The sequence below is a fragment of the Olleya sp. NP1-10 genome (assembly GCF_055804415.1).
Genome location: NZ_CM147840.1, coordinates 1,428,176 through 1,453,778, shown reverse-complemented (window position 1 = coordinate 1,453,778; position 25,603 = coordinate 1,428,176). Strand labels below are relative to the sequence as shown.

The window sequence follows — 25,603 nt, the reverse complement described above, 5'->3', positions numbered from 1 at the left end:
TAGTTTTATTTTTTTAGTACTTTGGATAAGATTTACTGCACACATATGTCAAAACTTATAGAAAAAACCGAAGCTTTTGTTTTTGAACTCCTTAAAAATGAGTTACCTAACACTATAGTTTATCACAACCATACACATACTTTACGAGTATTTAAAAGTACGAAAGAAATTATAGAAAATTCTAAAATTGATGTTAATGATGCGCAAATACTTCAATTAGCAGCATTACTACATGACGTTGGATATACACAAACTAGAGAAGGTCATGAAGCTGTAAGCGCTAAAATTGCAAGAGAATTTTTGACTACTCAAAATGTGGACGAACCAACAATAAAAGCTGTTGAAGATTGCATTTTAGCAACTGAGTTTAACTCTGAACCAACTACGGAATTAGAAAAAGTATTACGTGATGCAGACTCCTCTCATTTTGGAAAAAAATACTTTCCTGAAGCTAGTGAATTTTTAAGAAAAGAACTTGAAATTGCAGGAATAGCAAACTATACACCTAATGAATGGTTAAACGAAAATATAAAAGTACTATCTAAAAAACATAAATTTTATACTGACTATGCTTTAAAAAATTGGCAATCTAGAAAAGAAAAAAACTTAGCCAAACTAATTAAATCTAAAAAGAAACAAAAGTCAAAAATAAAAAACGAAGAGCTTAAGGCTAAATATAAAGCACAGTACAAAAACGAAAGTCCTGAGCGTGCTATACAATCGTTTTACAGAACAGCATTAAAAAACCACATCAAGTTAAGTGATATTGCAGACACAAAAGCCAACATACTATTATCGGTAAATGCCATTATAATATCTGTGGTATTAGCTAACTTAATATCAAAATTAGATACCAACCCTTACTTAACTTGGCCAACTGTTATTTTTACATTATTTAGTGTCATCTCAATGGTTATGTCTATAATTGCCACACGACCAAACGTGACTAGTGGTCAGTTTACCAAAGAAGACGTTAAAAACAAAAAAGTTAATCTAACCTTTTTTGGAAACTTCCATAAAATGAAACTGAATGAGTTTGAATGGGCTATTAACGAAATGATTAGTGACAAAGATTACATCTACCAAACTTTAACTAAAGATTTATACTTTTTAGGTATTGTTTTAGAGCGTAAATACAGATTACTAAGAATAACTTACACTGTATTTATGATTGGTATTATTATCTCATTAATTGCTTTCGGTATAGCAGTAAAAAACAATCCAGGTGTAAATATTCAGGATGTTTTAAACACAACATCACAAATCAAACAACTAGTACCAAACTCCTTTAATTTATTTTATATAGCTTAAGATTTAATGGTGTGCATTAAGTCATCGTAGGTATAAAACTGTTTCATATTTGTTTCATCTTGATACAAAATATTAACTCTTATCGCTTTTAAACCTGTAACACCTTGTAAATCTTCTAATTCTAAGATTTCGACCTCATCACCTAATTTATGTTTAGATTGTAAAAACCTAACATATTTTAAGTACTCATATTCATCTTCCTGTTGAGAATATACAATTGCTAATTTACCTTTTGCGGTAATACGCTCTTCTGTACCTTTAATATTAGCTTTGTCTACACGTTTTTTTACAACTTCATATCTTGCATTGTAAGTTCCGTCAACATCAAAATGTTTTTCGTCAGTTCTAAATCTAATAGATAATGGTTGATTAAACACTAATATCATTGAAGCAACATCTAATGCAATTGGATATTTGTGCTGCTTATTATAAAAAGCATTTTCCATATCTATCATAACTTGCATTTGCCATAATCTAAGATTATATAAATACAATTCGTTAAACGAATCTTCTTTAGTTATGGATTCTCCAATATACATGTTGTGCTCTACTCCATCGGTTTTGTAACGCTCGAAAAAGTGAGGATACATAGCCTGAGCTTCAACTTGTTTTTTGTCTAATAAAGCAGACATGTTTTTATTAATCAAACTTATGGTATCATCGTAATTTTTACGATAATAATAAATTACTTCTAAATTAGTGTCTACTTTACTAAAGTAATCTTCAATATCTTCTGTTATTGAAGATTTTGTTTTAAGTTGAAATCTAAAAAGTGGCTCGATTTCATGTTTGAAGAAATGAGTTACTTTTTGTTCGCTGTCTACTTTAAAACTATCTTTTAAAGCTATTTGGTAAGATTTAATCTGAAACAATAATTGTTCAAAAATCGGAAGTCTTTCGTTTAAAATAGCTTTTTCAACAATTTTTTCTACTAACGTTAATTGTAATGATAAATCTTTTTGAGTTGCACTATTTCTGGCTTCAGAAGACCCTTTAACATCTATTTGCCCAAATAATGGATAGACCTCATCAAAACTAATTTTATTAAATGATGGGTTTTCATTTCCATTATATTGCTCTTGCATAAACTGACGTGCTGCACTTTCAAATTTCCATTTTACACTTGGATGTATAGATGTACATTCACGCTGTATAATAGCTTGAATTAAGTTTTCTTCATCTAACTTAGAGCGTTTAACAGCTGACAAAATAAAAGGCATCACACCAAGTAGCTTATTAGCATTAATACTATTTAATGCTTTTGGTGTTTTGGACACTAACTCCAAAACTGCTAACAACTCTCCTTCTTCTGCAATTGGAGCAAAAATAGCACTTTTAAAACCTTGCTCCTTTAAGACTTTAATTTGTGGAGATTGTCCTTCTGATTTTTCAAAACTTTTATCAACATCAGAAATCGCAAAATTAGCTTTGCTTTTTAAAATTTTATCATAACTGTAGTGACAAAATAGATTTTCGCATTTAAACTCTTCTTTTGCTTTAAGCAAAAAGCTATTAATACTTGAATCATGCACTTTCATTAAGGTATTTTCTTCCTTATTGAAAATAGAAAAACCAACTTCTAAATCTGTAACAGCAAGTAACGAGCGGAAGACTTTTTGAAAGTCAGTCATAAAACTTTCGTCTTTACGCTTATTGTTTCCTATTAAAGTAGTTTTTATATTAGAAATAGACTGATCGTCTGTAACGTCAAATATATTAGAAATTACAAATCCTTTTGAGATGTAACTATTTGGAGGAAATTTTTCTTTCCAAAGGTCTATGTTTTCAAAATTATCTAATAACTCATCAAAATCTTTTTGAGTTAATTTAGGCGCAGCATTGGTTGGAATAATTTCCATAAAATCTGCATTGTAAGTGATTTTATAAATTCTTAAAATCCCATTTTTATCAGGAATCTCATAATACAATGGTCTTTTAAAGTTGGTGTTGAAATTATAACAAAAACTCATGATAATGGTACAACTTAAAATATACCAATCGTTTTCTGGCATATTTTTTATGACCAACTCAAAGTCTGGACCTGCAGTTTTTATTATATTTTCAAATCGCTTTGTGGCATTAAAAATAAAATTATGATACGGTACACTTGCTGTTTTAATTTCGTTTAACGTTAATACTTCACTAAATGAATCTTGCAATAATACTTGTATTGCTTCTTTATGCTTTTCTAATACCGAAATTTTACTAAACCCATCTCTTAACTCTGGATTTTCTTCTTGAAGTTTTAAAATACGACGTGCCTTGGCAGCAGTAAATGGATCATCACTATTTACTAATGCTTCATATCGTTGGATTAATTTATTAAAACTAATCTGCAACGAAAAGGGTAAATTTATATTGTCGTTTAAGTCAATCATTGTATTATAAAAATTACGCAAAGATACGTATTAATGTGATTAGTCGTAAAGTTTTTAATAAGCTGACACCTTATAAAGCCTAATAATAATACCACTTAACAGTACAATGAATTTAGTAATAAAAGTTGATCTTTTAAGTTAAAAAAAACAAAAAAGAGAACCTAAACGTAGATTTAAATGCATTTTAATTATTTAGAAACTTCGTTTTAAATTAAAAAAATAAACACAACACCATTTTCATTCTTTTCTAGATACTGATTTTATAAGCTAAATTAGAATTATTTTAATGGTATAAAACAAAACAATCGGAATGGATTCCGATTGTTTATTAATATTAAAAATTAAGAAAACTAGTCTATTAACTCTAACTCTGTGATTGTATACATTTCTATCTCTACATCGTTTCCTTCAGTGTCTTCACTAAATTCTAGAAGCACCTCATAGGTTACTTTAAATTTGCTTCCAATAAACTCTTCAGAGTCCAAGTCAAAAGCTTCTAAAGCTTCATCAGATAAATATTGAAATGTCATTGGCGTGTCGGATTCATTTATATAAAATACATAATCGTATTCTACAATTCCTTTGTAAACACCTGTTACAGTCATAGTATTAATAGATACAAATGAGGTTAAGCTCAAAAAAGCGATTGCTATGATGATTAATTTTGCTTTCATTTTAAATTTAAATAGTATTAAGTTGCTTATATTTTTTGTTTTTGGAAGTTTACCACCTCAAGTCCAAAATTGCTTTTAGTATTAAAATCTGTTTTAATACGAGTGGTTATTGTTTTGCAGTTTATAAGTTAGATATAATAATTTAGATTACAAGATTTTAGCAATAAACATATCTAACACTTCTATGACAATTAAAATAATAATGATCCACTCTAGCTTACTACTTTCTTTATGGTCCATTATATCTTTAAAAAGCTCAAGATTTTCTTTAATAATTTCTATTCGGTCTCTTATTAATCTATACCTATCTTTTAAATCAAATATGGCTTTTAAATCTTGATTAAGCTGATTTAATTGTTGATTTTCCCATGTGATGTTAGGCGAATCAAATATGTATAAATTTTCAGAAATTCGGTTTTTAATATTTAATGTTTTACCTATAAAACGTTTTAGTTTATTACCAGATATATCAAGTTTTCCTTTTTGCTCTAAGTACAAGGTGTGTTTATTAGTTTGTTCTAATAAATCATATGTGATTTCTGAATAACGATCTAAAGCCACACTTTGTGACACGTTAAGCATGACTAACCTTATGGTTTCGTCATTAAGCTCTGGCAACTGGATATGATTATAATCTACTTTTAGACTATTGGACTTGATAATAACATTGACTTCTTCTGATAATTTTTCTGACAAATAATTATTTGAAAAAGGTTTGATACGGTCTAAAGCTTGTTTAATAGATTGCTCTGTCATATTAAAAAAGCTTACAATACCATACTGAAAAATATATACAAATGCATTATCGTCGCATTTGTAATACAGCTCATCACTATCATTAAACAACAACTGCCAAGACAGTTGCTGTTTACATTGTTTAATATTGATAGTGCTGGCTACCTGATAGGCAACTACTATATACATGTTTAAAAATCGTGATCTTGCTCTTGGTTGGATTCTAACTCAGGGTCTTGTACTGCATCAGAATCATCCCCTTCAAAATCTTCATAATCATCCTCATCATAATTCTCCATAGTTTTTACCAATTTGGTACTAACTTTTACTAAATATTTTGTGTCGTCAGTAGTGACTTCTACAGCTTCAACTAATTCATTTTTAGCATTTTTAAATTCGATTATATGATCTTCATCATAACCATAAGGATATTTGTCTACTAACAACTTTAGTATTTCTGGTGTAAGCTTTTTAAAATCAACAATAACGCGTTTTAAATGGTCTGCTTTTTTCATTTTTAAAAGTAATTATAAACCTAAAATGTAGGCGAAAATTAATGGAGCTACGATTGTTGCATCACTTTCTACAATAAACTTAGGTGTATCTATATCTAGTTTTCCCCAAGTTATTTTTTCGTTTGGTACAGCTCCAGAATATGATCCGTAACTTGTTGTTGAGTCACTTATTTGACAAAAGTAGCTCCAAAACGGAGTTTCGGTACGTTCCATATCTTGATACAACATTGGCACTACACAAATTGGAAAATCTCCTGCAATACCTCCTCCTATTTGAAAAAATCCAATTCCGTTTTGAGAATTATCTGTGTACCAATCTGCTAAAAATGTCATGTATTCTATACCTGACTTAATTGTGCTTGCTTTAAGTTCTCCTTTTAAAACATAGCTTGCAAAAATATTACCCATTGTACTGTCTTCCCAACCAGGACAAACTATTGGTAAGTTTTTTTCGGCAGCAGCATACATCCAAGAATCTTTTAAATCAATCTCATAATACTCTTCTAAAACACCTGACAATAACATTTTGTACATATACTCATGAGGTAAGTAACGCTCACCTTTAGCTTCTGCATCTTTCCATATTTTTTCAATATGATGTTGTAAACGTCTAAACGCTTCGTGCTCTGGAATACAAGTATCTGTCACACGATTTAAACCTTTTTCTAGTAAATCCCATTCCTCTTGAGGTGTTAAATCACGATAATTAGGAACGCGTTTGTAATGAGAATGCGCTACCAAATTCATGATATCTTCTTCTAAATTAGCTCCAGTACAAGAAATAATATGCACTTTATCTTGTCTTATCATTTCGGCAAAACTTTTACCAAGTTCGGCAGTACTCATAGCTCCTGCTAAGGATACTAACATTTTTGCACCATTGTCTAATTGCGTTTCATAACCTTTAGCTGCATCTACCAAAGCTGCCGCATTAAAATGTAAATAATGGTGTTGTATAAATTGAGAAATTGGTCCTTTAGTACTCATCGTCTTCGTTAAATTTAGAAGTGTTATTTTTTTGTGTATTGCTGTCGTATGTGTTGTCGTAATCGTCTTCTGCCTCTTGGTTTAAAAACTTATAGCTTAACATTTTGTAATATAATTTTGCTGCTAAAAAATCTGAAGACTTGTCTGTTTTATTAGGACACAACTCTACTATATCAAAACCTACGACATTTTTTTCTTCAAAAACTTGTTTTAAAAATTCTAAAGTTTCATACCATAATAATCCACCTGGTTCTGGCGTACCTGTACTTGGCATTATTGACGGATCAAAAGCATCTAAATCAATTGTTATAAATACATTGTCTGTCATTTGGTCTACTGCACTATCCATCCAAGCATCATCCATAGCCATATCATGTGCAAAGTATGTTTTGTCTTGGTCCATGACTGTTTTTTCAATTGCATCCATAGATCGAATTCCTACTTGAATTAAGTTAGTATTTTGACTAGCTTCATATAAAGCACATGCGTGATTACATGTTGATCCTTCATACTGTTTACGTAAATCTGCATGCGCATCTAATTGCAAAACGGTTAGACTAGGATACATTTCATTAAAAGCACGTATGGTACCAATAGATACAGAGTGTTCTCCTCCAAAAATAGTTACAAACTTATTTTTTTTGATATACTTTTTAGTAGCTTGATGTACTGCCTCTACCATAGCTTCTGGAGAGCTATTTTCGGTTACTGCATCAGCTAAATATACACCTTGATTATACACTTCAGTATCTGTTTCTATATCATAAAGTTCCATATTTGCAGAAGCATCCAAAAATGCTTCAGGACCTTTATCTGCACCTTTTTGCCATGTACTTGTACCATCGTAAGGCACAGGTATTAATACAATTTTAGCTTTTTCTAGTTTAGCTAATTCTTCTGGAATACCAGCATACGTTTTAGTTTGCATAACCTAAAATTTTAAGTAAGTCTTCACTTTTTTGTTGTTCTGAAAAAATTGTTTTTGTGATGTTTCCATCTTTATCTCTATCTATTAATATGTGTTTTGGAGATGGTATTAAACAGTGTTGTAAACCTCCAAATCCACCTATGGTTTCTTGATAGGCTCCAGTATTAAAAAAGCCTATATATAAAGGTTTGTCTTTATTGTATTTTGGTAAATAGATTGCATTCATGTGTTGCTCGCTATTATAATAATCGTCACTATCGCAAGTTAATCCACCAAGTAAAACACGCTCATAAGAATCGTTCCAACGGTTAATTGGCAACATTACAAAACGCTTGTTAATAGCCCAAGTATCTGGTAAAGTTGTTATAAAAGATGAATTTATCATGTTCCATTTCTCACGATCGTTTTGTTGTTTTTGGTATAATACTTTATAGATTGCTCCACCACTTTCTCCAACTGTAAAGCTTCCAAACTCAGTAAAAATATTTGGTACATCTACACCTTCTTCTTCACAAGTCTGTTTGATTTGATTTATAATTTCATCTATCATATACTCATAATCAAACTCAAAAGCCAACGAGTTTTTAATAGGGAAACCTCCTCCAATATTTAAACTATCTAAACTTGGACAAATCTTTTTTAAACTTGTATATACTTTAAGACACTTTAAAAGCTCGTTCCAATAATAGGCATTGTCTCTAATTCCTGTATTGATAAAAAAGTGAAGCATTTTAAGCTCGACTTTTGGATTATTTTTAATTTGATTTTTATAAAACGGAAGGATGTTTTTGTACCCAATCCCTAATCTTGAAGTGTAAAACTCAAATTTTGGTTCTTCCTCTGATGCAATTCTAATACCTACTTTAAAATTACCTTCTATTTCTTCTGATAGTAAATCTATCTCTTCGTAATTATCAATAATAGGAACACAGTTTTTTTGCCCATTATTAATTAATCTTGCAATGTTTGTAATATACTGTTCGCGTTTAAAGCCATTACTTATGACAAAAGTTTCGTCGGTAATTTTACCTTCTTTTTTTAGGTTTTCGACTATATCAATATCAAAAGCAGACGAGGTTTCTATATGTATATCGTTTTTTAAAGCTTCGTTTAAAACATGTTTAAAATGCGAGCTTTTTGTACAATAACAGTAGTTGTACTTACCTTTATAATCATGCTTTTTAATAGCATCATTAAACCAAGTTTTAGCGCGTTGTATATTGTTAGAAATTTGTGGTAAATAGGTAAATTTTAAAGGTGCACCATACTCTTCCACTAAGTCCATTAAATCTATATCATGAAATTGAAGCGTCTTGTCCTCTAACTTAAATTCTGGTTGAGGAAAATCAAAAGTTTGACTTATTAAGTCTATGTATTTAGTATTCATTGTTGTTTTGAAACATTAAAATTAAAATCGTGCTATTAAAGGTTTCTTTTAGAATTAAAAAGAAATTTAAACAGTCCGTCAAATTTGAATTTTAAGATCACAAGTAGGCACAAAGCCAAATTGATGCTGACTAGCATATATAGAAGTAAAGGCGGAAGTTAGCTTTAAAATTCGGTTGCTTAATCTGTAAGCTGCTTTTGAATATGACTTCCTAATTTCCAAAAGCCCGAACATAGAAACAGAGTTCAAAGTGTTCAGCTATTATGGCTACAAATGAAATACTTTTTTTGAATAAAAAACTTTTTTACAAAAAAAATAATTTTTATTTAACACGCTGAAAACATGAGTGTTTACAATACCTAAAAACAAAAAAGCACTTCCTTTACTAAAAAAAGAAGTGCTTTTTTGAAAAAATAATCTCTAATTTAATCTAGATCAACTCTAACACCTAGTGAAATATTATTTTGATCTATAGTTTGATTTTTAAAAATTGGTGCTAAATCATATTTTGCATATACACTAACATCACCAACACCAACATAAGCACTTAATCCATAAGTAAACGTATTGGTATTAAAGCTTTTTTTAACTTTATCATTAACACGATCTCCATTTTCTTTATACGTTAATTTTTGTACTGCTTTACCATTTACACCTACATAACCTCCAATACCTATTTTAAACTTATCATAAGTATTATAACGTATTCTACCATCATCATATTCTTTTTTACTCCATGGTCCAAACTCAAAATGAAGTGGTAAGACCAAACTAGTAGTTCTAAACTTAGCTTGTTTTAAATCTCCATCAAATTCTTGTAATGCTGTTTGATCACCTTCTTGAACAAAGTATAAGTTATCTTTAATATCTAATTTGTTCCATTGTACTGAAAACCCATACTTTAATCTTAAAAAGTTAGACTCTTTAAAGACTCTTGTGTTCCAAACCCAACCTAGCTCTACAAAACCAGAACCTCCTAATTTGTATGGTGAGTCGCTTAAACTAACACCATCAATAATTGCATTATTGAAGCCCATTGCAAATAGCAATTGATTACCTGTACGTATGTCTTTTTTTGGAGGAGTTTTTGCTGTATGAATACCTAGTATCTCATTATCATCATCACCAATTTTTAGTGATAGCACTGTTTTTCTAGTGTTGACATCAAACTCTTGATCATTACGCTTTAAATAGTCTAATCGGTTTTGAGCAATAACTATTCTGTTTTCAATATTGGATGCCCTTTTTTCTGCTGCAGCTTTTTTCAAAGTTTCAGCTTCATCAAAAGAAATTTCATCTGCTTCTAACTGGTCGTTAATCTGATCGACCTCAACTTTTAAAGCTTCTTTTTCTTGAGCTTTAATGGTTGCTTTAATTTCTTCTAGTTTAGTAACGGAATCTTGATCCTGCGCACTGACCTGATACCCTGTCAATACTAATAATATGTAAACTAAATGTTTTGTAATGGTGTTCATAATTGTTCGTTTTTTGTTAATGATTAATTGATTTAATAATCGCGTTCAACTACAGTCATTTTTAAAGTTTCGTAGCCTGATTTTACAGCGTGAAACAATCTGTTTTTCAAAGATTTTTCAGATGACATCTCAATATCCTCCAATAGTGAATTTGCGTTTATTTTTTCTGATTTATATTTATTTTTATTCTGTCTTACCTCAGCATAAGCTTTATTTAATAATACTTCAGCTTCATTATTAATAGATGGTTTACTTGAAGTGTTATTAGGTTTAATTGAATCTGTAATTGCATTAGCAACTGCAATATTATTATCATTTTCAGAAACAGATGTTTTAGTAGCGAGTTGATTATTATTTTCTATTTTAGTTGACACTAAAACTTGTGCAATAGTCTTCTTTTTATTATTAGAAGTTATCTTACTTGGTTTTGTTTTAGTAATTATTTCTTGTTTTGTTTCTGTTTCTCCTGAGTTTGCAACTTCAATTTTCTTTTTAATTATTTTTTCAATAGGAACCTCTATTTTTTCTTTTTTAATATCTATTACAACATTAACGGGTTCTACTTGATTATTATTAAATAGAAAAACAGCTAAGCAAACTCCTGTAAAGGTAGCAGCCAACCCTAACAACCAAAACGGCAATTTACGTTTACTTTGTTGGTTATCTAATCTTGAATCTAATTGACTCCAAGCATTTTTACTTGGCGTAATTGTACGACGATCCAAAGTCTCTTTTAAATGATTTTCAAATTTATTTGGTGCCATAATCTTTTGTGTTTAATGCCTTAATTTTTTCTTGCAATAATTTTCTTGCTTTAAATAACTGCGATTTTGATGTTCCTTCACTAATATTTAAAAGCTTTGAAATCTCAGCGTGTTTGTAACCCTCAACTGCGTACATCATAAAAACCATTTTATAGCCTTCTGGTAACGTATCAATTAATTCTTGTAATTGCGCTACATCATATTGTTGTGAGTTAGAGTCTTCAATCTCGACATGCTGATAGTCTTCATATACAAACTGAACTTCTTTTTTTGTCTTAGGTAAGAAATAGACTCTCTTACCATAATACGTCTTATCCAACCTTCAAAACTTCCTTCTGATTTAAAGTTTTTTAAATTAGAAAACACTTTAAAAAAACCATTTAACATAGCTTCTTCAGCGTGTTGAAGGTCTTTAACATAATAACGACATACACTTAGCATTTTAGGCGCATGCATTTCGAACAATACGTGTTGTGCTTCACGATTATTCTGAATTGCTTTTTTTATTAGCTTGGCTTCGTTATTAAATAAAGTTACTACCTTCACAAAAAATATTAATTAGTTTGGTCTTCTATTTATTAAGACGCAAATTTTATATTAATGGTTGCCTGAAGATGAAAAAAAATTATTTTTTTCTTTTAATAACATAATTAACCATTAACTCAAGTGAGTCTTTGTATTCAGATTGCGGGAAATTATTAAGCAGTAATAAAGCTTCTTGCTGAAAAGCTTCCATTTTAGAAATAGCATAATCCAAGCCTCCATTTTGCTTAACAAAATCAATGACTTGGTTTACTCGTTTTTTATCTTTATTATGATTTTTAATCGAGTTAATTAACCATTTTTTGTCCTTCTTAGAACAATTATTTAAAGTATATATTAATGGAAGCGTCATTTTTTGCTCCTTGATATCTATTCCAGTAGGTTTACCTATGCTTTGTTTGCCATAATCAAACAAATCATCTTTAATTTGAAATGCCATACCGATTAACTCTCCAAATTTACGCATGCTTTCAACCTCAACAGAATTAGGTTTAACTGAGGCTGCACCAAGGCTACAACAAGCAGCAATTAATGTTGCTGTTTTTTGTCTTATAATTTCATAATAAACGTCTTCTGTGATATCGAGTTTTCTGGCTTTTTCAATTTGAAGTAATTCGCCTTCACTCATTTCTCTTACAGCAATAGAAATGATTTTTAATAAATCAAAATCATTATTATCAATAGATAACAACAGCCCTTTTGATAATAAGAAATCACCAATCAGTACAGCTATTTTATTTTTCCATAAGGCATTAATTGAAAAGAAACCACGACGTTTATTACTGTCATCAACAACATCATCATGAACTAAAGTTGCGGTATGAATAAGCTCAATTACTGAAGCTCCTCTATATGTACGTTCGCTAATTTCTCCGTTAGACACCATTTTGGCTACCAAAAAGACAAACATAGGTCTCATTTGTTTCCCTTTTCGATTAACAATATAATAAGTAATACGATTTAGTAAAGCAACTTTAGAAGACATTGCCAACCTAAATTTTTGTTCAAAAAGTTCCATTTCAAACGCAATCGGCTGTTTTATTTGTTCGGTAATTTTCAATTTAAAGTGCTTTTAGCAAAATTAGTGATATTTAGACAACTTCTATATAAGTGATTAATAAAATTACCATTAAAGCTTAATTACATATTAATAAGATTTGAACATATTTAATATTAACCTTTTTAAATACATAATCCTTAATAGCAGTAAGCATATTCACACAACCTCTTAAAAAACAGCGTAATGACCTTAAAAACATGTTAAATAACTTCTTAAAAAAATATTTAAATAACTTTAATGAATAATAAACTACTTATACTAACAATATGAAAAAAACTACTCTATTATTTATTTTATTTTTAGGTTTTATAAATTGGTCTTATGGACAATGTACCAATCAAGACTTTCAGTGGCCATCAAATTCAGTAAATATTTCTAATGCTCCAGGAGTTCAATCAATTGCTGCTGACAATTATGCTGATAACGAATTTTCTATACTAACAGGTATTGTTCCTGGAGAAACATATACAGTGACAGCCGCAATGTATATTACAGTAACAGAAAGCGATGCTACTACCATAATAAATCACGGTGCAAACTCTGTTACATTTACCGCTGGTACTGGAGTAACAAGTATTTACTGCTTCTGGACCGTTAACAGTATTTGTACTGGAGGAGGAAATACAGATATAGCGACTGACATAGAATGTACTACTTGTACATGCACAGCGACAAGTGCACCAAATGCCGCAACAACACCAACACCTGTTGATGGAGCTGTTAACATACCAATAGACTCGACAGATCCAACAGATCTTTTGATCACACCTTTTGAATGGATAGATGCGACTTCTGGTGCTCCTGCAGAAAGTTATAACCTTTCACTTGGTACAACAGCCTCTGCTGTTGACATTGGAACCATTACTGGTGCTACTAATGGAAATGGGATTACTTATGACTGGGAATATGACACAACATATTACTGGAAAGTGGATGCTGTAAATTGTTTTGGTACTACAACAGGAACTGTTTGGAGTTTTACAACAACATCTTGTACAGAAAGTGCTCCAGTTGCTGCTATAACACCTACTCCTGCCAATGGAGCTATTGATGTTGCAATAGATGCAACAGACCCAACAGAACTACTGATTACACCTTTTTTATGGTCAGATGATACAGCTGGTGGAGCAGCCTCATCTTATACTTTAAGTTTGGGAACGACAACTTCTGGTGCTGATATAGGAACAATTGATCCAGTTGATAATGGCGATGGAGTAATTTATGATTGGGCATACGACACAACTTACTATTGGTATATAGAAAGTACAAACTGTGCAGGTACATCTACAGGTACTGTATGGAGTTTTACTACTGAAGCAGATCCTAATCTATCTGTTGAACAATTTAATAAAACTAAATTTAGTCTTTATCCAAATCCTGCTAATGATATTATACATATTAAATCTGATGCTATACTTGATACCGTTGAAATTTATAACCAAGTTGGTCAACGTGTTATTAGTCTTAATTCAGAGAGTATTATTGATAAATCCATTAAAATAAACGACTTAGATACTGGTATTTATTTTATGAAGATTACAGCTGATAATCAAGAGCAAAATATTAAATTTATCAAGAAATAAATTTAATATTATAAAAACTAAAAGCGCCTTTAATATTACATTAAAGGCGCTTTTTTATTCTTTAAATACAGAACGTTTTTTTTATTCTTTGTTAGCTAACTGTCCACAAGCTGCATCAATATCTTTACCTCTACTGCGTCTTACTGTTACTGTTATATTATTAGCTTCTAAAACGTTTTGATACATATCAATAGCTTCTGACTTAGCTTGCTGAAACATACCATCATCAATGGGATTGTATTCTATTAAGTTTACTTTACTAGGTGCAAATTTGCAAAACTCAACTAATGCATCTACGTCTTTGCGCTTATCATTAATACCTTCCCAAACAACATACTCATAAGTTATTCTGTTTTTTGTCTTTTGGTACCAATACACTAATGCCTCTCTTAACGTCGCTAAAGGGAATGTTGCATTAAATGGCATTATAGATGTTCTAACCTCGTCTATTGCTGAGTGTAAGGATACTGCAAGCTTAAATTTAACATCATCATCTGCCATTTTTTTATCATTTTTGGCACTCCTGATGTTGACACCACAATACGCTTTGGTGACATTGCTAAACCTTCTGGTGATGTAATTTTATCTATAGCTTTTAGTACATTATTGTAGTTCATCAATGGTTCTCCCATTCCCATAAACACAATATTACTAAGTGGTCTATCAAAATATAATCTACTTTCTCTGTCTATTGCTACCACTTGGTCGTATATCTCGTCTGGATTAAGATTACGCATACGTTTTAATCGTGCTGTAGCACAAAATTTACAATCTAAACTACAACCTACTTGACTAGAGACACATGCTGTCGTTCTTGTTTTTGTTGGTATTAAAACAGACTCTACTATTAAATCATCATGTAATCGTACTGCATTTTTTACTGTACCATCACTACTACGTTGCATAACATCTACCTTGATGTGGTTTATAACAAAGTTATCTTGTAACATTTGACGCGTGTCTTTGGACAGGTTAGTCATGTCCTCAAAGGTATGTGCACCTTTATTCCATAGCCACTCATAGACTTGATTTCCTCTAAAAGCTTTGTCTCCTTGGTTTTGGAAGAATTCTCTTAATTGGTCTTTGGTTAATGCTCGTATGTCTTTTTTCTTGATTTCCATTGAATTGCAAAAATAGTGAAAGCTTTGCGGATTTACTATACTTTAATTTACTTACTATGTCTTGGCTGCTATTGCATTAGCGATGGAGACATTTGTTGAAGCTCTTGCTTTTGCATTAAAGCAAATGCAAAGCGACTGTCGAGAGCGCGACCCTTGGGTAATGCCATAAAAAAACCTCTTTTACTTTTTAAGGTTTAAAGAGGTTTTATGTTTTGGATGTGTGCCTAAATTAATTTAGGATTATATGATTAACATGGCGTCTCCGTAACTGTAAAATTTATACTTTTCTTTTACAGCTTCTTCGTATGCTTTTTTCATAAAATCGTGACCTGCAAATGCTGAAACCATCATTAATAATGTTGATTTTGGCGTGTGAAAGTTTGTAATCATTGCATTAGCGATACTGAAATCGTATGGTGGAAAGATAAATTTATTGGTCCATCCTTCTATTTCGTTAAGAGTACCGCTTGATGATACTGAGCTTTCTATGGCACGCATTGCTGTTGTACCTACTGCACAGATGCGACGTTTTTCTTTTTGTGCTTTATTGATAACTTCTACTGCTGGAGCTTCAATTTTAAGCTCTTCGCTATCCATTTTATGTTTTGACAAATCTTCAACCTCTACTGGATTAAAAGTTCCTAATCCAACGTGTAAAGTTACTTCTGCAAAGTCAACTCCTTTTATTTCTAGACGTTTTAACAAATGTCTAGAAAAATGTAATCCTGCTGTTGGAGCTGCTACTGCACCTTCGTTTTTAGCATAGATGGTTTGGTAACGTTGCTCATCTTCTGGTTCAACTTCTCTTTTTATATATTTAGGCAATGGCGTCTCACCTAAGTCTTGTAATTTTTTTCTAAATTCTTGATATGATCCATCAAATAAGAAACGTAATGTACGTCCTCTTGATGTTGTATTGTCAATTACTTCTGCTACTAAGGTTTCGTCATCACCAAAATACAGTTTGTTACCTATACGTATTTTACGTGCTGGATCTACTAATACGTCCCAAAGACGTTGTTCTTGATTTAATTCTCTTAATAAGAATACTTCTATTCTTGCTCCAGTTTTTTCTTTGTTACCAAATAAACGTGCTGGAAATACTTTGGTGTTATTAAGAATCATCACATCTTTCTCGTCGAAATACTCGATTAAATCTTTGAACATTCTATGCTCAATGGTTTGTTCTTTTCGGTTTAATACCATCAAACGAGACTCGTCTCTGTTTTCTGCTGGATATTCCGCTAGAAGCTCTTCAGGTAATTCAAAATTGAAGTGTGATAATTTCATGTAATAAAAAAATGTTTAGTTAAACAAGATTGCAAATATACAATCTGGAGATAGGCCTTGTCAAGTAAATGACCAATTATTATTTATTAAACGCTAAAAATGAAGCCTAAAGCTGCTAAATCGTCCCAAAATGTAGGATACGATTTAGAAACTACTTTATAATCTTGAATAATTATGTCTTGTTTTAGTGCTAAAGGTGCAAATGCCATAGCCATTCTGTGGTCATTATAGGTCGCAATTGCAATATTAGCATTATGTTTTGTAGCTTTTTGTAACGTTAAACTATTATCAGTAATTGTAACTTGGCCTCCTAGTTTTTCGATTTCGGTTTTTAAAGCTACTAAACGGTCAGTTTCTTTAATTTTTAAAGTATGTAAACCTGTTAAATGACAACTTAAACCTAAACCAAATGCTGTTACAGATATAGTTTGTGCTATATCTGGAGCATTTTTTAAATCAAACTCTATATTGGTCTCTTGATTTACTTCTTTAGTTTTTTCAAGAGTTACAGCATTATTGGTGTAAGTTGTAGTTACACCAAATGCCTGATATATTTTAGCTAAAGCCGAATCTCCTTGAAGACTATCTTTTTTGTATGAGGAAAGCTTAATTGTAGTACCTAAAGCAGACATAGCTACGATACTATAAAAATAGGATGCAGATGACCAATCACTTTCAACCGTTAATTGTTTTAAATCAATTTGCGATTGTTGCTTAGGCTGAATAGTTATAACATTACCTTCAAAAGTCGTTTTAATACCTATTTGGTTTAATAGGCTTAAGGTCATTTTTATGTATGGTACAGAGGTAATTTCTCCGTCTAAAGTTAATTCTAAACCGTTTTCTAACGTAGAGGCTATTAATAGTAATGCCGAAATGTATTGACTACTTACATTTGCCTTTAAATTAACTTTACTTTTAGTTAACTTTTTTCCTTTTATTATTAATGGAGGAAACCCTTGATTTTCTTTATAAGTTATGTCTGCGCCTAATTGATTTAATGCATCAACAAGAATTGCAATAGGACGTTCTTTCATGCGTTTAGAACCCGTAAGCTCTGTAACACGTCCTTCTTTAGTTGAAAAATAAGCGGTTAAAAATCGCATTGCTGTTCCTGCATGATGGATATCTACAATTTGATCTTTAGAGGCTAATGCTTTTGACATTAAGACAGAATCATCACTGTTGGATACATTTTCAATTTTAATACTTGGATATAAAGCTTGTAATAGTAATAACCTATTAGACTCGCTTTTTGAACCTGTGATTTGAATGGATGACTTTGGTTCTATTACTGATTTATTTAAATGTAAATTCATGTGATATTAATTTTGCTTACGCAGAAATAACCTTACGTTATTTTAATTTTTGATTATTGTGATGTCTATCATGATCACGTTTAGTTTTTAGGTCTAACTTTTTATCAAAAGCTTCTTGAAGATCTATTCCTGTTTGATTTGCCAAACATAATACAACAAATATGACGTCTGCTAACTCTTCACCTAAATCTTTATTTTTATCGGATTCTTTTTCGCTTTGCTCACCATAGCGTCTAGCAATTATACGTGCTACCTCACCTACTTCCTCAGTAAGCTGTGCCATATTTGTTAACTCGTTAAAATAACGAACACCATGATTTTTTATCCAATTATCTACTTCTAACTGTGCGTTTTTGATATCCATTTTATTGTTTATTTTTAGAATCCATAATTATAGTAACTGGACCATCATTTAGTAATCTAACTTTCATATCTGCACCAAATTGACCTGTCTGGACTTTAGATGGTATTACAGATTGTAAGTTTTTAATGAATGTTTCATACAAAGGAATAGCAACTTCTGGTCTTGCTGCTTTAATATAGCTTGGTCGATTTCCTTTTTTTATACTTGCTTGTAATGTAAACTGACTAACAACAATAACTTCTCCTTTGATATCTAACAACGATAAATTCATAACTTGATTATTATCGTTAAAAATACGACAGTTTGTTATTTTTTTAACCAACCAATTTATATCCTCTTCGGTATCCTCAGATACAATACCTAATAACACTAAAAGGCCATTATTAATACTGGCAACTTCTGTGTTATTAATAGTTACGCTAGCTTCACTAACACGTTGAATGACTGCTTTCATTTTATTCTTTATCCCAAATATCGGTTCTATAATGCTCTTCGTCTCCTTCTATAATTTGCACATAGCTTCTATATCTCGAGGCTGCTATTTGATCGTTTTCTAAAGCTTGTTTTACAGCACATTTAGGTTCTTCAATGTGTAAACAATTATTAAATTTACAATCTTGTTTTAAAGCAAAAAACTCAGGAAAATAATCTCCAATTTCTTCTTTCTCCATATCAACAACTCCAAAACCTTTAATTCCTGGTGTGTCTATAATTTTAGCATCAAAACTTAAATCAAACATCTCAGCAAAAGTAGTTGTATGCTGACCTTGCATATGTTGCATAGATATTGCTTTGGTTTTTAAATCCAAAGTCGGCTCGATAGCATTAACCAAAGTAGATTTACCAACACCTGAATGTCCAGTAAACATACTAACCTTTCCTTCCATTAGTCCTTTAACTTGATCTATATTTTTTCCGGTCTTAGCCGAAATACCGATACACTCATAACCTATTTGTCTGTATACGTGAGCCAAATATCTGACTTCTTCTAATGTATCATCACTGTAAGCATCTATTTTATTAAATAAAAGTACTGCTTTGATATCATAGGCTTCCGCTGTAACCAAAAAACGATCTATGAAACTTGTAAAAGTTGGTGGATTATCTATTGTAACAAGTAAGAAAACCAAATCAATATTGGATGCAATAATATGGGTTTGTTTAGACAAATTAACAGACTTACGTACAATGTAGTTTTGCCTATCATGAATCGTATTAATCACACCTGTTTCTTGATCAGATTTTGTGTCCAATTCAAAATCCACAAAATCGCCAACAGCAATTGGGTTGGTGCTTTTAATACCTTTAAGCCTAAATTTACCTTTTATTCTGCACTCGTAAGTTTGACCTAGTTGAGTCTTAACTGTGTACCAGCTTCCTGTTGATTTATATACGCGTCCTGTCATTATTACAAATATGGATATTATTTTGTCTTCCAACAAAAAAAGACACCAAAATAGATTTTAAAATTTAATTTAGTTATTCTTTTATATGATGTGTCATTTCGGTCAAAATTTAAATAGCCTCTAATTTCTTAGAGGCTATTTTTATGTTTATCCTTTTATAATTTTTTCCTGATGGTTTATAGACTCTTGGTGAATAGCCTTGAACATTTTTAAAATAAACTCTTCACTTAAACCTTTTGACTCTCCTTCTAACACCATCTTTCCTAAAATTTCATTCCAACGTTTGCTTTGTAATACAGCTACGTTTTTTTGCTTTTTTAATCCTCCAATACCATCAGCAATCTTCATTCGCTTACCTAAAGCCTCGATAATTTGATTATCTACCACGTCTATTTGTGCTCTCAGGTTGGTTAACTCTTGATTGTATTCTGCTTCAGGATCAGATTCTTTTCTAATCTTTAAATCAACCATCATTTGAATTAAAGATGTAGGTGTAACCTGTTGCGCAGCATCACTCCATGCGTTTTCTGGATCAAAATGAGTTTCAATCATTAATCCATCAAAATTTAAATCTAGTGCTGTTTGAGACACATCAAAAACCATATCTCGTTTACCTGTAATATGTGATGGATCGTTTATTAATGGTAAGTCTGGAAATCTATTTTGAAACTCGATAGCAATTTGCCATTCTGGAATGTTTCTATATTTTGTTTTCTCGTAAGTAGAAAACCCTCTGTGAATGGCTCCTAAATTTTTAATTCCAGCAGTATACAATCTTTCAATACCACCTAACCATAGTGCTAAATCTGGGTTTACTGGATTTTTAACTAATACAATTTTATCTGTTCCTGCTAAAGCATCAGCTAATTCTTGCATGATAAATGGACTAACAGTCGATCTTGCTCCAATCCAAAGTAAATCTACATCATTTTCTATAGCTAACTTAACGTGTGCAGCATTGGCTACTTCTGTACAGGTTTTCATTCCTGTTTCTTCTTTCACTTTTTTAAGCCATTTTAAACCTAAAGCTCCAACACCTTCAAAATTACCTGGTCTAGTACGTGGTTTCCATATTCCTGCTCTGTAGTAACTTACATCTGTATCTTTTAGCTCATGGGCTATTTTTAACACTTGTTCTTCAGTCTCAGCACTACAAGGTCCAGCGATTACTAATGGATGATCTAACTTCATGTCATCCAACCAAGTTCTCATTTCTTTTTTATTTTCCATAATTTTTCACTTTTCAGTTTATTTTATTGTATTCCGTTTAATATTTGTTTTATATAGTTGGTGTCTTTCATTTCGTTAAAAACACCATCAAAATCATCATTTTCTATCAGTTTTTTAAACTGTGTTAAATTAGCAATATAATCGTCAAGGGTTTCGACTACATTATTTTTATTTAGCTTAAAAATAGGCGTCCACATTGCAGGACTACTTTTGGCTAATCGTACTGTACTTTCAAATCCTGAACCAGCCATATCAAAAATATCTCGTTCGTTTTTTTCTTTTTCAATAACTGTTTTTCCTAGCATGAAGGCACTAATATGAGATAAATGGGACACGTAAGCAATGTGTTTATCATGAGATTCTGGATTCATGTAACGCATGCGCATACCAATCTCTGAAAACAGACTAACTGCTTTTTCTTGAAGTTTGAATGCTGTTTTTTCGACCTCACAAATAATATTAGTTTTTTGTTTAAACAAATCTCTAATAGCAGCTTTGGGTCCAGAAAACTCGGTTCCTGCAATAGGATGCATTGCTAAAAAATTACGTCTTCTAGGATGATGCGTTACCACTTTACATATATCGGATTTGGTAGAACCTACATCTGCAACCAAAGTAAAGTCTGATATTTTATCTAAAACAGTTGGTAATAAAGTCACTGACACATCCACAGGAATTGCTAAAATAACCAGGTCTGCCTTATCTAAATCCTCTAGAGTTGCTTGGTTATTAATAACACCTAATTCTAATGCTTGATTTAGATGATCTTCTGACTTATCTATTCCAAAAATAGTTGTTTCAGGACGTTTATTTTTAATATCTAAAGCTAAGCTTCCTCCAATTAATCCAACTCCAATTATGTATATATTTTGTATCATACTCTTGCTATCGCTTCTTCAATTTGTGTTAGTGTTGCACATAGTGAGAACCTTACATATCCTTCACCTTGAGATCCAAAAATGGTTCCTGGTGTAATAAATAGGTTTTTATCGTGTAACAATTGATCTATAAACTGCTCTGACTTATACCCTTTTGGTGTTTTAGCCCAAACAAATAATCCTGAGGCTTTTTTATTATATGTACAATTTAATTTGTCAGCTAATTGCCAAACTAACTCTCGTCGTTTTGCATAAGTTTTATTTAAATTATCAAACCATTCTTGCGGACTATTTAATGCAGCAATGGCTCCTTTTTGAATTCCATAAAACATTCCGGAATCCATATTACTTTTTACTTTTAAAACCGATTGTATATTTTCTGGACTACCTAAGACCATTCCTACTCTCCATCCTGCTATATTAAAAGTTTTACTTAAAGAATTAAACTCTAAACTTACCTCTTTAGCTCCAGGCACACTTAATAGACTTAATGGTTCTTGATTTAAAATAAAACTATAAGGATTATCATTTACTAGCAAAATATTATGCTTTTTAGCAAAAACTACTAATTGTTTTAAATCTTCATAGCTTGCTTTTGCACCAGTTGGCATATGCGGATAACTTATCCACATTAATTTTACTTTAGTTAAATCTTGGGTTTCAATTTGCGCTAAATCTGGTAACCAATTATTAGTCGCATCAAGATTATAAGGTATTGCTTTTGCTTGCACCAATTTAGTGACTGCTGCATAAGTTGGATAACCTGGATTAGGAATTAAAACACCATCACCTTCGTTTAAAAAAGCCATAGACACGTGCATAATTCCTTCTTTGCTTCCCATTAATGGTAACACTTCTGAATCAGGATTAACTTGCACATTATAATGTGTATCATAAAATTTTGCAATAGCTTCTCTAAACTCTGGCAAACCTTGATAACTCTGATATTTATGTGCACTATCTTCTACCAGTGCTTTAGTTAAAGCATCAATAACTTGACTTGATGGTTTTAAATCTGGACTACCAATTCCTAAATTAATTATAGGCTTTCCTGCTGCTTTTAAAGCATTAACCTCTTTTAATTTTTTAGAAAAGTAGTACTCTTCAACGCTATGTAATCTGTTTGCTACTTCCATTATTGTTTAGCATTTTTATATTGTCCAATGACTTTAAATGATGTTGCCATTATATCCATTATGGATTTTGCTTTTTTAAAATCTTGAAAATCTTGAAAAGTTACGTCTACAAAAAAGGCGTATTTCCAAGGAGTTTCTATAATTGGTAAAGATTGAATTTTTGTTAAGTTTAGCTTACAATCACTCATAACATTAAGTATAGTCGCCAAGCTTCCTCTTTTGTGATCTAATTCAAATTTAATTGAAGCTTTATTAATTTCGGTTTCTAAAACTTCGTCATTATTTTGTTTAACTATTACAAAACGAGTTTCGTTATGTTTTATAGTTTGTATACTTTCTGCTAAAATATCTAGCTTAAAAATTTTAGCAGCTAATGTACTTGCAATAGCTCCAACTTGCTTTAACTGTTTATTGTATATACGCTCTGCAACCTCAGCAGTGTCTTTATCTTCAATTAATTTTATATGAGGATATTGTTTAAAAAATGCTTTACATTGTAATAAAGCCATAGGATGCGAATACACTTCTTTTATATCCTGAATACTCTGATTTGGTAAGACCATTAAATTATGTTGAATATCCAAATAGTGCTCTCCAACTATCTGTAAATTATGCGTATCTATTAATGCATAATTTGGAATTATAGAGCCTGCTATTGAATTTTCTATAGCCATAATTGCTGCATCAGACTCGTTTTTTAATACACTACCAACTGTATTATCAAAAGACATAAATGGTAAGATACTAACAGGTGTCTCAAAATAATTTTGAGAAACTATATGATGAAATGATCCTTTAATACCTTGAATTGCGACTGTCTTTATCAAAATAAAATTACGTATTAATGTTAGTTAGATGCTTAAATTATTAATAAAACCTAAAGGTTTAAACAAAAAAAAGTCTCGATATATATCGAGACTTTTTTAAAATATATGTTTATAAATTACATATACAACGTCTCGCTCCTTTTGCTAAAAAAGAAGTAATACCAGTTGTAATATGTAGTGTTAATTAAATTCATTATTGTAATTATATTGCTAAAGTAATTAATTAAATGACATAACAAAACACTAAGTCTCTATTTTTATGCTTTTTAAGAAATAATTAAAGATTTATTAATAATCTATGGTATAATTTACAGAATGTCTATTTTTGAGTAAACATTACAAATATGTCGATTAAAGTTGAAAACATCTCTAAAGTTTATGGCACGCAAAAGGCTTTAAACAATATATCCTTTGAAGTAAACAGACCAGAAATAGTTGGTTTTTTAGGTCCAAATGGTGCTGGAAAATCTACAATGATGAAAATTTTAACGACCTATATTAATCCAACCGAAGGTAATGCCTTAGTCAATGGACATGATGTTTTGACAGATACTAAAAATGTTCAGCAAAGTGTTGGTTACTTACCAGAACACAATCCTTTATATTTAGACCAATATGTTAGAGAGTATTTAAACTTTAACGCTAACGTCTATAAGGTTTCAAAATCTAGGGTGGAGGAAGTTATCACTTTAACTGGATTAACACCTGAAGCGCATAAAACTATTGGACAATTATCTAAAGGTTATAGGCAACGTGTTGGACTAGCTAATGCTTTACTGCATAATCCTGAAGTTTTAATTTTAGACGAACCTACAACTGGACTTGACCCTAATCAATTAATTGACATTAGAAACTTGATTAAAAATTTAGGAAAAGATAAAACCGTGTTTTTATCAACACATATTATGCAAGAGGTTGAAGCTATGTGTGATCGTGTTATTATAATTAATAAAGGTGAAATTGTTGCCAACAAAAAACTTAGAGAGTTACGTGATGGTCAGGACCAAACAGTAATTGTCGAGTTTGATTATCGTGTTGAAGATGCTTTTTTACTACGATTACCAAATGCTAAAAGTGTTAAAAACACAGATGATTTTATTTACGAAATCACATTTTCGACAACTCAAGACATGAGAAGTCACGTTTTTGATTTTGCACACGATAACCAACTAAAAATATTGCAGTTAAATCAGAAAAACGCAAGTTTAGAAAGTTTATTTAGAGAATTAACTAGTTAATTTAAATATCTTGTCATTTTATTTAAATGAAAACTTACAAAGCAAATAAAAAAGGTTTAATTAATTACTTAATACTAATTAGTATAGCACTACCATTTGTTATTTTTTTACTTAACAAGAATGTATTTACTGAAAAACCTTACATACTACTTCCCCTAATCTGTCCTATTATTTTATTGTTTTGGATATACTTTGATACTTCTTATAAAATAGACAATACTATTTTATATTATCGCTCTGGTTTTTTAAGAGGTCAAATTAATATTAACAATATTATTGAAATACATAAAGGCAAAACCATGTGGAGTGGTGTAAAACCTGCTTTGGCAAAAAATGGCTTGATTATTAATTACAATGCTTATGATGCTGTATACATTGCTCCTACAGACAACAATGATATGGTCTTTGATTTATTAAAAATAAACTCAGCAATAAGCGTCAAAGACTATTAGTT

General features: G+C 30.9%; 23 protein-coding genes and 2 pseudogenes. 4 read left to right on the top strand and 21 right to left on the bottom strand.

Annotation, left to right across the window (positions count from 1 at the left end; all coding sequences use genetic code 11):
- Window positions 1-45: 45 nt before the first annotated feature.
- Window positions 46-1,311, top strand: a complete 1,266-nt coding sequence (locus tag AC0L4B_RS06685) for a Pycsar system effector family protein (RefSeq protein ID WP_473439085.1) — start codon at window positions 46-48, stop codon at window positions 1,309-1,311.
- Here AC0L4B_RS06685 and AC0L4B_RS06680 read toward each other — a convergent pair.
- The 11 genes and pseudogenes from AC0L4B_RS06680 to AC0L4B_RS06630 all read right to left on the bottom strand — a co-directional run bounded on the left by AC0L4B_RS06680 (window position 1,308) and on the right by AC0L4B_RS06630 (window position 12,757).
- The gene (locus tag AC0L4B_RS06680) at window positions 1,308-3,689 is read right to left on the bottom strand and encodes a GAF domain-containing protein (RefSeq protein ID WP_473439084.1); all 2,382 of its coding nucleotides are present in this window, start codon (window positions 3,687-3,689) and stop codon (window positions 1,308-1,310) included. The two genes, AC0L4B_RS06685 and AC0L4B_RS06680, sit on opposite strands and share 4 nt — an antisense overlap.
- 350 nt (window positions 3,690-4,039) lie before the next feature.
- On the bottom strand, window positions 4,040-4,363 hold the full coding sequence (locus AC0L4B_RS06675; RefSeq protein ID WP_473439083.1) for a hypothetical protein: 324 nt from the start codon (window positions 4,361-4,363) through the stop codon (window positions 4,040-4,042).
- A gap of 147 nt (window positions 4,364-4,510) precedes the next feature.
- The gene (locus tag AC0L4B_RS06670) at window positions 4,511-5,287 is read right to left on the bottom strand and encodes an RMD1 family protein (protein WP_473439082.1); all 777 of its coding nucleotides are present in this window, start codon (window positions 5,285-5,287) and stop codon (window positions 4,511-4,513) included.
- A gap of 2 nt (window positions 5,288-5,289) precedes the next feature.
- Window positions 5,290-5,613, bottom strand: coding sequence for a hypothetical protein (locus AC0L4B_RS06665; protein ID WP_473439081.1), 324 nt, complete (start codon window positions 5,611-5,613; stop codon window positions 5,290-5,292).
- A gap of 12 nt (window positions 5,614-5,625) precedes the next feature.
- Window positions 5,626-6,600, bottom strand: coding sequence for a deoxyhypusine synthase family protein (locus AC0L4B_RS06660; RefSeq protein WP_473439080.1), 975 nt, complete (start codon window positions 6,598-6,600; stop codon window positions 5,626-5,628).
- Window positions 6,590-7,528 carry an agmatinase gene (speB, locus tag AC0L4B_RS06655; protein ID WP_473439079.1) on the bottom strand — a complete coding sequence of 313 codons (939 nt, stop codon included), beginning with the start codon at window positions 7,526-7,528 and terminating at the stop codon, window positions 6,590-6,592. The genes AC0L4B_RS06660 and speB overlap by 11 nt, the downstream gene beginning before the upstream one ends.
- The gene (locus tag AC0L4B_RS06650; RefSeq protein ID WP_473439078.1) at window positions 7,518-8,915 is read right to left on the bottom strand and encodes an arginine decarboxylase; all 1,398 of its coding nucleotides are present in this window, start codon (window positions 8,913-8,915) and stop codon (window positions 7,518-7,520) included. Before AC0L4B_RS06650 ends, speB begins: the two co-directional genes overlap by 11 nt.
- A 425-nt stretch (window positions 8,916-9,340) precedes the next feature.
- A complete protein-coding gene (locus AC0L4B_RS06645) occupies window positions 9,341-10,390 on the bottom strand; it encodes a hypothetical protein (protein ID WP_473439077.1) in 1,050 nt (349 codons plus the stop codon).
- 32 nt (window positions 10,391-10,422) lie between these two features.
- Entirely contained in the window at window positions 10,423-11,154 is a 732-nt protein-coding gene (locus AC0L4B_RS06640; protein WP_473439076.1) for a hypothetical protein, read from the bottom strand.
- Window positions 11,141-11,700: pseudogene (locus tag AC0L4B_RS06635) on the bottom strand (RNA polymerase sigma factor). Before AC0L4B_RS06635 ends, AC0L4B_RS06640 begins: the two are co-directional and overlap by 14 nt.
- Before the next feature lie 79 nt (window positions 11,701-11,779).
- The gene (locus AC0L4B_RS06630) at window positions 11,780-12,757 is read right to left on the bottom strand and encodes a polyprenyl synthetase family protein (RefSeq protein ID WP_473439075.1); all 978 of its coding nucleotides are present in this window, start codon (window positions 12,755-12,757) and stop codon (window positions 11,780-11,782) included.
- Between the two features lie 266 nt (window positions 12,758-13,023).
- Here AC0L4B_RS06630 and AC0L4B_RS06625 point away from each other — a divergent pair, with 266 nt between their 5' ends.
- Entirely contained in the window at window positions 13,024-14,340 is a 1,317-nt protein-coding gene (locus tag AC0L4B_RS06625; protein WP_473439074.1) for a T9SS type A sorting domain-containing protein, read from the top strand.
- Window positions 14,341-14,421: 81 nt separating this feature from the next.
- On the opposite strand, the pseudogene rlmN reads toward AC0L4B_RS06625, so the two are convergent.
- The 10 genes and pseudogenes from rlmN to AC0L4B_RS06575 form a co-directional block, all read right to left on the bottom strand.
- Window positions 14,422-15,461, bottom strand: a pseudogene (rlmN, locus tag AC0L4B_RS06620) (dual-specificity RNA methyltransferase RlmN).
- Window positions 15,462-15,701: 240 nt separating this feature from the next.
- Window positions 15,702-16,751: a tRNA preQ1(34) S-adenosylmethionine ribosyltransferase-isomerase QueA gene (gene queA / locus AC0L4B_RS06615; RefSeq protein ID WP_473439073.1), complete on the bottom strand. Its 1,050-nt coding sequence runs from the start codon at window positions 16,749-16,751 to the stop codon at window positions 15,702-15,704.
- Window positions 16,752-16,837: 86 nt separating this feature from the next.
- Window positions 16,838-18,070, bottom strand: a complete 1,233-nt coding sequence (locus tag AC0L4B_RS06610) for a 3-phosphoshikimate 1-carboxyvinyltransferase (protein WP_473439072.1) — start codon at window positions 18,068-18,070, stop codon at window positions 16,838-16,840.
- 37 nt (window positions 18,071-18,107) lie between these two features.
- On the bottom strand, window positions 18,108-18,434 hold the full coding sequence (locus AC0L4B_RS06605) for a nucleotide pyrophosphohydrolase (RefSeq protein ID WP_473439071.1): 327 nt from the start codon (window positions 18,432-18,434) through the stop codon (window positions 18,108-18,110).
- A gap of 1 nt (window position 18,435) precedes the next feature.
- The gene (gene dtd, locus AC0L4B_RS06600) at window positions 18,436-18,888 is read right to left on the bottom strand and encodes a D-aminoacyl-tRNA deacylase (protein ID WP_473439070.1); all 453 of its coding nucleotides are present in this window, start codon (window positions 18,886-18,888) and stop codon (window positions 18,436-18,438) included.
- 1 nt (window position 18,889) lies between these two features.
- Window positions 18,890-19,840: a ribosome small subunit-dependent GTPase A gene (rsgA, locus tag AC0L4B_RS06595; protein ID WP_473439069.1), complete on the bottom strand. Its 951-nt coding sequence runs from the start codon at window positions 19,838-19,840 to the stop codon at window positions 18,890-18,892.
- Between the two features lie 147 nt (window positions 19,841-19,987).
- Complete coding sequence (locus AC0L4B_RS06590; RefSeq protein WP_473439068.1) at window positions 19,988-21,070, bottom strand: chorismate mutase; 1,083 nt, start codon at window positions 21,068-21,070, stop codon at window positions 19,988-19,990.
- Between the two features lie 23 nt (window positions 21,071-21,093).
- Window positions 21,094-21,948: a prephenate dehydrogenase gene (locus AC0L4B_RS06585; RefSeq protein ID WP_473439067.1), complete on the bottom strand. Its 855-nt coding sequence runs from the start codon at window positions 21,946-21,948 to the stop codon at window positions 21,094-21,096.
- Window positions 21,945-23,087 carry a pyridoxal phosphate-dependent aminotransferase gene (locus AC0L4B_RS06580; protein WP_473439408.1) on the bottom strand — a complete coding sequence of 381 codons (1,143 nt, stop codon included), beginning with the start codon at window positions 23,085-23,087 and terminating at the stop codon, window positions 21,945-21,947. The genes AC0L4B_RS06585 and AC0L4B_RS06580 overlap by 4 nt, the downstream gene beginning before the upstream one ends.
- Window positions 23,084-23,911, bottom strand: coding sequence for a prephenate dehydratase (locus AC0L4B_RS06575; RefSeq protein WP_473439066.1), 828 nt, complete (start codon window positions 23,909-23,911; stop codon window positions 23,084-23,086). Before AC0L4B_RS06575 ends, AC0L4B_RS06580 begins: the two co-directional genes overlap by 4 nt.
- Window positions 23,912-24,255: 344 nt before the next feature.
- Here AC0L4B_RS06575 and gldA point away from each other — a divergent pair, with 344 nt between their 5' ends.
- Window positions 24,256-25,149 carry a gliding motility-associated ABC transporter ATP-binding subunit GldA gene (gene gldA, locus AC0L4B_RS06570; protein WP_473439065.1) on the top strand — a complete coding sequence of 298 codons (894 nt, stop codon included), beginning with the start codon at window positions 24,256-24,258 and terminating at the stop codon, window positions 25,147-25,149.
- 26 nt (window positions 25,150-25,175) lie between these two features.
- Window positions 25,176-25,601 carry a PH domain-containing protein gene (locus tag AC0L4B_RS06565; RefSeq protein WP_473439064.1) on the top strand — a complete coding sequence of 142 codons (426 nt, stop codon included), beginning with the start codon at window positions 25,176-25,178 and terminating at the stop codon, window positions 25,599-25,601.
- Window positions 25,602-25,603: the final 2 nt, after the last annotated feature.